Origin of the sequence: Streptomyces spongiae (assembly GCF_009377185.1) — a bacterium.
Taxonomy (GTDB): domain Bacteria; phylum Actinomycetota; class Actinomycetes; order Streptomycetales; family Streptomycetaceae; genus Streptomyces; species Streptomyces spongiae.
In genome coordinates this window covers 1-11,562 of record NZ_VJZC01000314.1, presented here as the reverse complement: position 1 = coordinate 11,562, position 11,562 = coordinate 1, and the positions used below count along the sequence as shown (strand labels likewise).

The 11,562-nt window shown below is 69.7% G+C and carries 9 protein-coding genes and 1 tRNA gene; 8 read left to right on the top strand and 2 right to left on the bottom strand.

The genetic code is table 11. From position 1 onward, the window contains the following. Positions 1-166: 166 nt before the first annotated feature. From FNH08_RS31850 to FNH08_RS31830, 5 genes are all read left to right on the top strand, one after another. Complete coding sequence (locus FNH08_RS31850) at positions 167-1,456, top strand: ABC transporter substrate-binding protein (RefSeq protein WP_152774997.1); 1,290 nt, start codon at positions 167-169, stop codon at positions 1,454-1,456. Further along, complete coding sequence (locus FNH08_RS31845) at positions 1,456-2,460, top strand: carbohydrate ABC transporter permease (RefSeq protein ID WP_152774996.1); 1,005 nt, start codon at positions 1,456-1,458, stop codon at positions 2,458-2,460. Before FNH08_RS31850 ends, FNH08_RS31845 begins: the two co-directional genes overlap by 1 nt. Continuing rightward, positions 2,460-3,353, top strand: a complete 894-nt coding sequence (locus FNH08_RS31840; RefSeq protein WP_152774995.1) for a carbohydrate ABC transporter permease — start codon at positions 2,460-2,462, stop codon at positions 3,351-3,353. The genes FNH08_RS31845 and FNH08_RS31840 overlap by 1 nt, the downstream gene beginning before the upstream one ends. A gap of 12 nt (positions 3,354-3,365) precedes the next feature. Continuing rightward, entirely contained in the window at positions 3,366-3,977 is a 612-nt protein-coding gene (locus tag FNH08_RS31835) for a hypothetical protein (protein ID WP_152774994.1), read from the top strand. 111 nt (positions 3,978-4,088) lie between these two features. Continuing rightward, positions 4,089-6,833, top strand: coding sequence for an exo-rhamnogalacturonan lyase family protein (locus FNH08_RS31830; RefSeq protein WP_152774993.1), 2,745 nt, complete (start codon positions 4,089-4,091; stop codon positions 6,831-6,833). 19 nt (positions 6,834-6,852) lie between these two features. On the opposite strand, the gene FNH08_RS31825 is transcribed toward FNH08_RS31830, so the two are convergent. Next, on the bottom strand, positions 6,853-9,315 hold the full coding sequence (locus FNH08_RS31825) for an SCO7613 C-terminal domain-containing membrane protein (protein WP_152774992.1): 2,463 nt from the start codon (positions 9,313-9,315) through the stop codon (positions 6,853-6,855). A gap of 102 nt (positions 9,316-9,417) precedes the next feature. Between FNH08_RS31825 and FNH08_RS31820 the strand changes: the two genes are divergently transcribed. Beyond that, positions 9,418-9,876, top strand: a complete 459-nt coding sequence (locus FNH08_RS31820) for an SRPBCC family protein (RefSeq protein ID WP_152774991.1) — start codon at positions 9,418-9,420, stop codon at positions 9,874-9,876. Positions 9,877-9,915: 39 nt separating this feature from the next. Beyond that, a tRNA-Val gene (locus FNH08_RS31815) sits at positions 9,916-9,987 on the top strand. A gap of 62 nt (positions 9,988-10,049) precedes the next feature. Here the strand turns inward: FNH08_RS31815 and FNH08_RS31810 are convergent. Further along, a complete protein-coding gene (locus tag FNH08_RS31810) occupies positions 10,050-10,775 on the bottom strand; it encodes a 3'-5' exonuclease (protein WP_152774990.1) in 726 nt (241 codons plus the stop codon). Between the two features lie 166 nt (positions 10,776-10,941). On the opposite strand from FNH08_RS31810, the gene FNH08_RS31805 reads away from it, so the two are divergent. Next, a complete protein-coding gene (locus FNH08_RS31805) occupies positions 10,942-11,508 on the top strand; it encodes a DUF4365 domain-containing protein (protein ID WP_152774989.1) in 567 nt (188 codons plus the stop codon). The last annotated feature ends 54 nt before the right edge of the window (positions 11,509-11,562 follow it).

Below are 11,562 nucleotides of genomic sequence, written 5' to 3'. Positions count from 1 at the left end.
CACCCCCACCGCACCCCATCCGAGACGCCCGAGCGTGCGCCCTCCGTTTTCCATCAATTCCTGTCCGAATCATTGACGTGCCCGGAGGGCCTCCGTACCTTGTGCCAGCAAGCGCTTACTTGAAACGATTCATGAGGCGGACGCAACGTCGCGGGGAGGCCCAACCATGCAGCACGACCGGAAAGTTGAGAGGCGAACAATCCTCAAGGCGGCCGGCGCCTCACTGGCTGTCGCGGGGCTCGGGGCGACGGCCACGGCCTGCGGCGGCGACAGCGGTGCGGGGGACGGGACGGTGACGATCCGTTATGCGTGGTGGGGAGCCGAGGACCGCGCCGAGAGAATCAACAAGACCATCAAGCTCTTCGAGAAGAAGTACCCGAAGATCAAGGTGAAAACGGACTTCCAGCCCTACCTGGACTTCTGGAAGAAGTTCAACACCCAGGCCTCGGGCGGAAATCCCCCCGACGTCTTCCAGAATGCCATCGGCTTCCTTCGCAAATACGACGCGAAGAATGTACTGCTCGACCTGAGCGAGCAGGTCAAAGCGGGCAATCTCTCCATGGACGGCTTCCGCGCCGGGCTGGACAAGTTCGGCGAGATCGACGGCAGACTCCTCGGCGTTCCGGTCGGCTCCAACTCGATGGCCCTGGTGATCGACAAGCCCGCCTACACCAGGGCGGGAGTGAAGCCGGAGCAGGGCTGGACCTGGGACGACTACCACGCGGCGCTGGAGAAGATCCGTGACAAGTCGGGCCGCGCCGGCGACAGCGGCATGTACGGCGTCATGTACCTCTACGACCTCTACCTGCGCCAGAACGGCAAGGCGTTCTTCACCGAGGACGGGCTCGGCTTCACCGAGGCGGACCTGAAGGACTGGTGGACGAAGGCGAAGAAGGGCGTCGAGGACGGCATCTACACCGACCCCAAGAAGGTCGCCCAGATCAAGCCCAAGTCGTCGGTCGCCGCGGAGATCGCCGGCGGTGAGTTCACCTGGGACAACTTCACCGTCCGCTACACCTCCGAGGGCAAGAGCGAGTACGGGCTGGCCCCCATCCCGACCACGGACGGCAAGAAGACCGGCCAGTACCTCGGCTCCCTCATGCTCAGTGCCTCCAAGCGCACCCAGCACCCCAAGGAAGTCGCCCAGTTCATCGACTTCATGGTGCACGAGCCCGAGGTCGCCAAGATCATGGGCTACGACCGAGGTGTGCCCGCGACACAGGCCCAGTACGACGCCTTCAAGCCGACCGACGAGGTCAACAAGTCGATAGCCGCCTACGAGGAGTCCCTCGTCGAGGCGGGCGTCCTGGAGCCCATCACCCCGCACCCGAACGGCGCGGACATCTGCGAGTCCGCGTTCCTGCGCATCGGCGAGGAACTCGGTCTGGGCAAGCGTTCGGTGGACGAGGCCGTCAAGCAGTTCTTCACCGAGTCGAAGACGGCTCTCGGCACCTGATGGGAACCACCGTGACACACGCCCCTGCGACGGAGGGCCTGTCCAAGGACAAGCGCTCCGAGCCGCGGCACGGTCCGGTGAACTCCCCGCGCCCCGCCGCCCTCAAGCGGCGGGGCCGCCGGGAGAACCTGGCCGGCTATCTCTTCATGTCCCCGTGGATCGCGGGCTTCCTGCTGCTGACCGCGGGCCCGATGATCGCCTCGCTCTACTTCGCCTTCACCGACTACAACCTGTTCGACGCCCCCAAGTGGATCGGCCTCGACAACTTCTCCGAGATGTTCGGCGATCCGCGCTGGCAGCACTCGGTGCGGGTGACGTTGTGGTACGTCGTCGTCGGTACGCCGCTGAAGCTGATCGCGGCCCTCGGGGTGGCCCTGCTGCTGGCCCAGAGCCGGCGCGGACAGGCCTTCTACCGGGCCGCCTTCTACGCGCCGTCTCTGATCGGGGCGAGCGTCTCCATCGCGATCGTCTGGAAGGCGATCTTCTCGGACGACGCGGTCGTCGACCGTACCCAGAAGCTCTTCGGGGTGAACGTCGGCGGCTGGACCGGCGACCCGGACATGATCATCTACAGCCTGGTGGCGCTCACCGTATGGCAGTTCGGCGCCCCCATGGTCATCTTCCTGGCCGGCCTCAAACAGGTCCCGCGCGAGCTGTACGAGGCGGCCGAGGTCGACGGGGCGGGCAAGCTGCGGCGGTTCTGGAACATCACGCTGCCGATGATCTCCCCGGTCCTCTTCTTCAACGTCCTGCTGGAGACCATTCACTCCTTCCAGATCTTCAGTTCTGCGTACATCGTCGGTGGCGGTGCCGGAGGCAACGCCTGTGGTCCCGCGGACGGTTCGATGGTCTACACCTGCTACCTCTACGTCCAGGGCTTCGAGAACAGCCGGATGGGTCTGGCCTCCGCCATGGCCTGGATGCTGCTCGTCGCGGTCGCCCTGGTCACGGCGGTGCTGTTCTGGTCCCAGAAGCGCTGGGTGCACTACGAGGAGGGCGCCTGATGAGCGCGCAGGCCACCGACATCACACCCGCCGCCTCCACGAGGGCGGGCGGCCTCCGGCGCAGGCTGCCCGGTTCCGTCGCCTGGCACATCGGCTCCCTGGCGATCCTCGCGGTGATCCTCTATCCGGTGATCTGGGTCATCGGCGGCTCGTTCAAGAAGAGCGAGGACATCATCGGCAGCCTGGATCTCTTCCCGGGCGACCCGATCACCTCGAACTACACGCGGCTCACCGAGGGCATCGCGGACATCTCGATCTCCACGTTCTTCCTCAACTCGCTCACCCTCGCCGTCGGTTCGGTGATCGGGATCCTGGTGTCGTGCTCGCTCACGGCGTACGCCTTCGCGAGGATCAGGTTCGCGGGCCGGAACCTGCTGTTCACGCTGATGATCGGCACGCTGCTGTTGCCGTACCACGTACTGCTGATCCCGCAGTACGTGTTGTTCCGCAACATGGAAATGATCAACACGTACACCCCGCTGCTGCTGCCGAAGTACCTGGCCACGGAGGCGTTCTTCGTCTTCCTGATGATGCAGTTCATGCGCAACCTGCCCAAGGAGCTCGACGAGGCGGCCCGTCTCGACGGCTGCGGGCACCTGCGCATCTACTGGTCGATCGTGCTCCCGCTGTGCCGACCCGCCCTGATCACCAGCGCGATCTTCACCTTCATCAACGCGTGGAACGACTTCATGGGCCCGCTGATCTACCTCAACGAGCCCGACAAGTACACGGTCTCCCTCGGTCTGAAGATGTTCGTGGACCAGGAGGGCGTGGCCGACTACGGCGGCATGATCGCCATGTCCCTCGTCGCCCTGCTGCCGGTCCTCGCCTTCTTCCTCGCCTTCCAGCGGTACCTGATCGACGGTATGGCCACATCCGGGCTGAAGGGCTGAGGTGAGCTGACCATGGCCCGGACCCAGGCACAGTCGGAGGCGTCCCCGGCACGTGAACGTGGTGAGTCCCTACTCGCCGAGCGGTTCGCGCTGTTCGCCGAGTGTCTGCTCACCGGTGTGTGGATCGCGGTGGCGTCGCTGCCGGTCGTGACCTACCCCGCCGCGTTCGCCGCCGGGGCGAGGCATCTGCGGCGGCGTGTCGCCCACGAGGGCGGCGGCCGGCGGGAGTTCGTGGCGGACTTCCGGACGGCCGTGCGCGGTGGGTGGATCGCCGGGCTCCTGGGCTGGGCCGCCGCAGCCGCGGTCTGGGTGGACGTCCAGGCCGTACGGGCCGGGATCCCCGGAGGGCCGCTCGTGGGTGCCGTCGGGGTGTTCGCGCTGATCGGTCTCGCCGTCGCCGGGCTGCGTGCGGCGGCGGTGTGGCAGCCCGGCGCCTCCTGGCGGACGCTGCTCGCCGATGCCGGGCGGCGCACCGTGCTGGACCCCGCCGGGTCCTTCCTGCTCGTCGGCGGACTGGCCGTGGTGGCCTGCTCCGCCTGGTTCGTCGCGCCGCTGGCGGTCCCGGTGCTCGGGGCCGTCGCGGCGGCGGCCGTCGCCGTGGAGGAGCGGTACCGGCGTCGCTGACCCGCGGAGTCCGAACAAGGCCGGCGCCCTTCGCGTCGCACTGTCATGCCCCTGACCGCCGCACGCACAGCTTCCCGCAACGCACAGCTTCCCGTACGGAAAGGAAAGGTCATGTCCCCCATCGACCGCAGGTCCCTCCTCAAGGCGGCCGCCGTCGCCGGAGCCGCCGCCCAGTTCAGCTGGGCACTCGGCACGAACGCGCAGGCCGCCCCCGGAGCCGAGGCCGCGGACGCGGACCCGGTGACCCTGGACTGGCTGGAGGACGGCGGGCTGGGCGCCGCCCCGGGGTCGACCGTGGGCGTGCCATGGCCCAAGGGCGCCTACGAGAAGGACCAGTCGTTCTCCTTGACGGACGCGGACGGCAAGGAGGTCCCCGTCCAGTCCTGGCCCATCGGCTACTGGCCCGACGGCTCACTGAAGTGGACCGCCCACGCGGTCGGCGCGGGCGCCGGCTCCGGGAAGCTCACCCTCGCCGCGGGCAGCCCCTCCGCCCCCGCGAAGAAGGTCACCGTCGACAAGAGCGGTGGCACCATCGACATATCGACCGGAGTCATCACCGCGAAGATCGGCAAGAGCGGCTCCACGCTCGTGAAGTCGGTCCGGCGAGGCTCCACCGAGATCGCCCACACCGGCCGTCTGGTGCTCCTGCGTCAGCCCGAGATCGAGGACGGCGACCAGGGCGCGGAGAAGTACGAGCGGTTCGAGAGCGTCATCGGCGACGTCGAGGTCGAGCAGGGCGGACCCGTGCGCGCCGTGGTCCGCATCGACGGCAAGCACCGCAAGGGCGACCGCAACTGGCTGCCCTTCTCGGTCCGGCTCTACTTCTACGCGGGCGCCGAGTCGTTCCGCATGGTGCACACCATCACGTACGACGGGAACCAGGAGCCCGGCAAGGCCAGCGGTGACTTCATCCGCGGCATCGGTGTGCGCTTCAAGGTGCCGATGCGGGACGCCGCGTACGACCGGCACATCCGCATCGGCGGCGAGGGCACGGGTCTGCTCCGCGAGGCCGTCAAGGGCATCACCGGCCTGCGCCGCGACCCCGGGGCGGCCGTCCGCACGGCCCAGTTCGAGGGCAAGAAGCTGCCCGACCCCTCCACCTGGGACCAGCGGGTCACCACCCGGCTCCAGTACATCCCCGAGTGGGGCGACTACACGCTCTCCCAGCTCTCCGCCGACGGCTTCACCGTCCGCAAGCGCACCAAGAAGGGCCACGGCTGGATCGGCGCGGGCGGCGGCCGGCGGGCGAGCGGCTTCGGGTACGTGGGCGGGGCGAGCGGCGGATTCGCCTTCGGACTCAGGGACTTCTGGGAGAAGTTCCCCGCCCAGCTCGACATCCGCGGCGCCCACACCGACACCGCCGAGGTCACCCTCTGGCTCTGGTCGCCCGAGGCGCAGCCCATGGACCTGCGCTTCTACCACGACGGCATGGGCCAGGACACCTACCCCGAACAGCTCGAAGGCCTCAACATCACCTACGAGGACTACGAGCCCGAGTTCGGCACCCCCTACGGCATCGCCCGCACCAGCGAACTCCTCTTCTGGGCCCACGAGTCCACACCCGGCGCCGAGGACATGGCCCAGCAGGTCGAGGCCGTGCGCACGCCCCCGCAGCTCGCCGCCGCGCCGGGGCAGCTCATCAAGGCAGGCGTCTTCGGCAAACTGTTCGCCGAGCCGGACCGCTCCACCACCGCCAAGGCGAAGATCGAGGACCACCTCGACTTCCTCTTCACCTACTACAAGGACCAGGTGGAGCAGCGCCGTTGGTACGGCTTCTGGGACTACGGCGACATCATGCACAGCTACGACCCCAGCCGCCACCAGTGGTGCTACGACGTCGGCGGCTACGCCTGGGACAACTCCGAGCTCTCGCCCGACCTGTGGCTGTGGTTCGCGTACATGCGCTCCGGCCGCGCCGACATCTTCCGCTTCGCCGAGGCGATGACCCGCCACACCGGCGAGGTCGACGTCTACCACCTCGGCAAGTGGGCGGGCCTCGGCACCCGCCACGGCGTCCAGCACTACGCGGACAGCGCCAAGCAGCAGCGCATCGCCAACACCACCTACCGCCGCTACTACTACTTCCTCACCGCCGACGAACGCGTCGGCGACCTCATGCACGCCAACGTCGACTCCGACGAGACGTTCCTCGTCCTCGACCCCATCCGAAAGATCCGCACCGAGCCCTACACCCCCGACCGCAACGCCCTCTCCATCGGTTTCGGCACCGACTGGAGCGGCCTGGTCTCGGCCTGGCTCACCGAGTGGGAGCGGCGCGGACCCAAGTGGGAGAAGGCCAAGGCCAGGGTCCTGTCGACCATGGAGACCATCGCGGCCCAGCCCAACGGCTTCGTCCAGGGCAGCGCGCTGTACGACCTCGACACGGGCAAGTTCGCGACCGCTGACAAGGCCGTGGTGAGCGTCTCGCACCTGTCCTCGATGTTCGGCCTGGTCGAGCTCAACGCCGAACTGCTCGACCAGATCGACATGCCGAAGTTCAAGGAGGCGTGGCTCGACTACTGCCGCTACTTCAACGCCACCAAGGCCGAGCAGAAGGCCCGTTACGGCTCGGACTTCGGCTCCCTGCTGCTCTTCCAGGGCCACTCGCGGCTGGACGCCTACGCGGCCGTCGAGGCCGAGGACGACAAGCTGGCGGCCCGTGCGTGGCGGCAGTTCTACAGCAGCGCCGACACGTGGGACTACAAGGAGTCCACGGACTGGTCCACGAAGAAGATCGAGGGCCCGACGGGCCTCGTCCCCGGCAGCGAGGCAGCGTGGGTGTCGACCAACGCGACGGCGCTGTACGGACTGGCGGCGATCCAGAACCTGGCGCTGGTGGGCGACAAGATGCCCTAGCTGTGCTGTCCGGACAGGTCTAGCGGAAGCGCCCAAGCGCCTCCCGCACTCGTCGTGCGTCGCGAAGCCGCTGCTCGTACGTGGCACCCAGCGCGAGCAGCGCCAGACCGGCGAGTGCGGGAGGTACCCAACGGGGCAGTGCGCGGACGACCTGGGCGATGTACGGGGCGAGCTCGTGCAGCGCGACCAGGGTGAGCACGGTGCCGCCGACGGCGAGGGGGGCCTGGAGGTGGTGCCGGGCGCCGAGAAGGGTGACGGCCAGCGCCGCCACTCCCAGCAGCAGGGGCCGCAGCCAGTGCGGGTCGTTCCACGCCGCGAGGAGGCTCGGCACGAGGGTGACGGTCAGCCCGGGGCCGTACGCCGTCCAGGACGAGGCCCGAGGGTCGCGCCGCCTGCGCAGGACTCCGAGCACCAGCGCGGGGACGGTCACCGGCAGCGTGTACGCCTCCGGGGCGCCCACGTCCCAGGAAGCCAGCCGGACCCAGCCGGCCAGGACGAACAGGGCGCCGGCCACGTAGCCGACGCGCCGCCGGTCCGGGCGCAGGGCGGTGCCCGAGGCGACGACTCCGCCGAGGGCGAGCACCAGGGCCAGCATCGGCGGGTCGGTGGACGCGAGGCCGACGGCCAGCAGCAGCGCAGCCGCGCCGGTCACCTCGACGGGGACGGCCATGGGGGAGCCCCCGAAACGGGCGGCGACAACGGCCGCGGTGATGGGGACGATGAGGACGAGCAGCGCGGTGTGCTGTGGCTGCCAGCCGGCGGACGCACCGATCGCGCAGATGAGAGCGGTGGCATACGTCAGCGATGCGGGGACGCAGTACATCCCGAGATCCGGACGCCAGGCGGCCACCGCCGCGAACAGAACCGTCGACGCCCCCACCACGGTGAGCGTTGCCGTCTCAGAGCCAAGGGCGACGCAGGCGAGACTGAGGGAGGTGACCAGGGCCAGAAGCATCGCCGTGAGGGGCAGCGGGGAGCGCACGGGCGCGCTGCTCTCGTCCTGCTCCTCCGGCCGGGGCCGCGGCACCGCCCCCGCGAACACCAGTACGGCCACGACCACGAGCCCCTGCATCACCATCCCCACGCCGTACGGGAGTTCCAGCGCCGCCGGGACCACGAACCCCGCCGCCACCCCCAGCGTGAGGGCGACCGCCAACGCCTTTCCTCGCCAGACCGCGCCCCGGCAGGCCAGGGCCAGCACCCCGGCCACGACGGCGAGCACGAGTGGTCCGGTGGCCGAGTGCGCCGGCCACAGCAGGTCCGTCGTGACGGCCTCCCGGGCGTCCGCGGGCGCCATGGACCAGGCCCGCTCCACCCAGCTGAGCGGACCGACGAGCACGAGCGCGACAAGAGGCAGGGCCCAGGCCACCGCGAGCGCCTGCACGGACACGGACGCCCCGACGAGGCCACGTCGTACGGGGTCGGGAAGGCGCATCCGTACGACGGCGAGCAGCGCGACCCCGCACGCCAGACAGCCCGGAACCGTCCACTCGCCGGGCAGTGAGGCCCGCAGCACCCCGCCCGCTCCGGCGACCAGGAACAGGCCGCCGGCCAGGCTCGTACCGAGGGCGAGGTCCGGCTTGGGGGCGTGCCACGCGGCGGTCAGCGCGATCGTCGCGGCGAGGGCCAGGAGCGCCGCCGCACGGGCGGCGGCGCCCGGACCGGACGCGCTCCAGCAGAGCCATCCGGCCGCCAGAACACCCAGGGCCCCCACACCGAACGCGCCGACGGCGGCGACGATCCGTACCGGCTTCAGGGACACCCGGAGTGCGACAGCTGTGTCGGCCGCGGCGGTCGCCAGCACCGCCGCCGTGACCGTGATCGGGCCCGCGTCCACCGCCAACGCCCAGAGCGGCAGCGGGAGCTGGGCGGTGAGCAGCGCGAGGGGGAGAGGCAGCCGGAGCAGGACCGGCCCCGCGTGCGACCTGAGGCGCTCGTCGCCCTCGGCAGGCCCCGCCGGTTCCGTGGGCACCAGCGCGCCGATGCCCACGCCGTACGCCGCCCACACCCCGGCCAGCACCGCCGACGCCACCGCCGCGTAGCCGGTGCCGCCGGCCCCGGTGAACGTGACCTCGTGCAGCGCGTACGCGTCCAGCACCGTCAGCGCCAGCCCGAGGCCCGCCACCGTCTCCGCCGTCGAGCGCAGCCCGTGCCGGAGCAGCGGCACGGGTATGCCCAGGGCCCCCACAGTGACCGCGCCGAGGACCAGCGCGCGCCCGGCGATACCCATCTGGCTCCAGCTGACCAGCGTGAACGCGATCGCCGCGACCGTCAGGAGGATGCCGCCGAGGACCAGCAGCACGTTCTGGACGCTGGGCGCGCTCGCCTCGGTCCGCCGTACGGGAGGCGCGGGTGGCGTCGCGTACAGGGTGTTGACCAGCCAGGCGCGGCGCGCCAGCAACACCGCGCGGCGGGCGTCGAGTTGCCACAGCTCGGTGTCGAGGATCCGCAGCTCCTCGGCCGGGGGCGGAATGTTCGTCATGGATCGGAGTGTGGTCCCCGTCACGTCGTACGGCATGAGCGCGCGTACTCAGGAGGTACTCAGATACCGCACGGCGCCCCTGCGCACGGGCACACTCTGACCATGGACTGGAGCCACTACCGCTTCCGCACCCTGTGGGCCCTGCCCGTGCCGCCCGCCACCGTGTACGAGGTGCTCGAACGGGCCGAGGACTACCCCCGGTGGTGGCCCCAGGTGCGCGAGGTGACCCGCCTCGACGACACGACCGGTGTGCTGCGGATCCGGTCCGTGCTGCCGTACGACCTGAGGTTCACCGGACGGGAGGTGCGGCGCGATCCGGCCGCCGGAGTACTGGAGATCGAGATGACCGGTGACCTCGACGGCTGGGCGCGCTGGACGCTCACGCCCGACGGGACCGGCACCCTCGCCCGCTACGACCAGGAGGTCCACGTCACCAAGCCCCTGATGCGGCGGCTCGCCGTGCCGGGGCGGTTCGTCTTCCGTGTCAACCACGCGCTGATGATGCGGGCGGGAAGAAGGGGGCTCCTCACCTACCTGGAGGAGGGCCGTCAAGCCGTTTGAACCAAACCCTCGCGGGCCTGTATTGTTCAGTCCGTTCCCGGGCGATTAGCTCAGTGGGAGAGCGCTTCGTTCACACCGAAGAGGTCACTGGTTCGAACCCAGTATCGCCCACCGGGATGGGCCGGTCCGCACAGTCGGACCGGCCTTCTGCGTTTCCGGACCCGCCTTCTCGGTTACGCCGCCGCAGGCAGATCCGGCCGCAGCGGCCACGCCGGATCCACCTCCTCCTCCGTACCACTGCGCGCGAACCACGCCTGCAGTCCGCGTGCCTGCGCCGCGTGCCACACCGCCTGAAGGGTGTGCAGCTCGGCGGGGGAGAGGCGTTCGAGCCGGGCCGTGAAACGGCGCCCTATCGCCCGTACGACATCCATCGCGGCCAGCGCGTCCGCACCGGCGTCGTGCGCGCCCTCCAGAGCGACCTCGTAGTGCTCGCACAGGTCGGTGAGCGTACGACGGCCCTTGCGGTAGCGGTCCAGGTGCTTGTCGAGGACGCGTGGGTCCAGCACGTGCAGGGGCGACGACTCGAACCACCGGGCGAGACTGGACGCGCGGTGACGGCGCAACTCCCGGTCCAGAAGCGTCAGATCGAAGGGAGCGTTCATCACCACGAGCGGCCGGCCCCGCACGGCCTGCTCCGCCAGCTCCCTGGCTATCTCCTCCATCACCGGTGACGGCCAGCGCCCGTTGCGCTGCACGTGATCCTCCGTCAGTCCGTGCACCGCCGTCGCCGCGGCGGGCACCGGCACACCCGGGTTCACCAGCCATCGCGTCACCCTCGGCCGGGCTCCGGGCCCGTCCTGGACGACGACCGCCGCCGACACGATCCGGTCGGTCTCGACGTCCACGCCTGTGGTCTCCGTGTCGAACGCGGCCAGGGGGCCCTCGTACCAGTACGCCATACGCACACAACTCCTCGTTCACCTCGGCAATTGATGCTCCGTCACTGCCCGATTCGGTGATACCCGGGCTGTTTGCGCCATACGCCGGAAGGAGACAACAGAAGTACGGGTCTTTGCAGTTCAGCGGCCTGTGTCAGGAATTCACATGCTCTGGAAGGCTGTTGTCATGGCGATCGCGCAGCCCGAACAAGGCGGGCTGCTGCCGCAGCGGACCGCTCCGCATCGAGGCACCCTCGCCACCACCGCGTGCATGGAGACGCTCCAGGTGGGCTATCTGCACGCCGTGGCGGCGGCCGCGGGCTGTTCGCTCTCCCAGCCCTTCCCGGACAACGGCATCGACTGGCACGTCAGCCACAGCGCCCCCGGGCACACGGTCGACGACGAAGTCACCATCAAGGTGCAGCTCAAGTGCACGTACCAGATCCCGCCGAACCCGCAGCGCCCGGCCTTCTCCTTCACGCTCGACAACGAGCACCTGGTGAAGCTCGCCCGCAGCCCCGTCTCGGTGCACAAGATCCTGGTCGTGATGCTCGTGCCCCGCTCCCAGGACGACTGGCTGCGCGCCGGCCACGACCGCCTGGACCTGCGGCACTGCTGCTACTGGATCAACCTGGCCGGGCACCCGGTCACCGGTCGGCGCAGGACCAACGTGCGCATACCGACCTCGCGCATCTTCGACGACCGTGCGCTCTGCGAGATCATGACGCGGGTCGGAACGGGAGGCAGACCGTGACGCACCGCCCCATCGACGAGCCCTCGGGCCCAGCCCGGCCCCATCCCGCAGACC

Excerpts from the sequence above, each read along its gene's own strand:
- FNH08_RS31850 (WP_152774997.1), top strand. The coding sequence starts at position 167 with ATGCAGCACGACCGGAAAGTTGAGAGGCGAACAATCCTCAAGGCGGCC.
- FNH08_RS31840 (WP_152774995.1), top strand. The coding sequence starts at position 2,460 with ATGAGCGCGCAGGCCACCGACATCACACCCGCCGCCTCCACGAGGGCG.
- FNH08_RS31825 (WP_152774992.1), bottom strand. The coding sequence starts at position 9,315 with ATGACGAACATTCCGCCCCCGGCCGAGGAGCTGCGGATCCTCGACACC.
- FNH08_RS31810 (WP_152774990.1), bottom strand. The coding sequence starts at position 10,775 with ATGGCGTACTGGTACGAGGGCCCCCTGGCCGCGTTCGACACGGAGACC.
- FNH08_RS31820 (WP_152774991.1), top strand. The coding sequence starts at position 9,418 with ATGGACTGGAGCCACTACCGCTTCCGCACCCTGTGGGCCCTGCCCGTG.
- FNH08_RS31805 (WP_152774989.1), top strand. The coding sequence starts at position 10,942 with ATGGCGATCGCGCAGCCCGAACAAGGCGGGCTGCTGCCGCAGCGGACC.
- FNH08_RS31835 (WP_152774994.1), top strand. The coding sequence starts at position 3,366 with ATGGCCCGGACCCAGGCACAGTCGGAGGCGTCCCCGGCACGTGAACGT.
- FNH08_RS31830 (WP_152774993.1), top strand. The coding sequence starts at position 4,089 with ATGTCCCCCATCGACCGCAGGTCCCTCCTCAAGGCGGCCGCCGTCGCC.
- FNH08_RS31845 (WP_152774996.1), top strand. The coding sequence starts at position 1,456 with ATGGGAACCACCGTGACACACGCCCCTGCGACGGAGGGCCTGTCCAAG.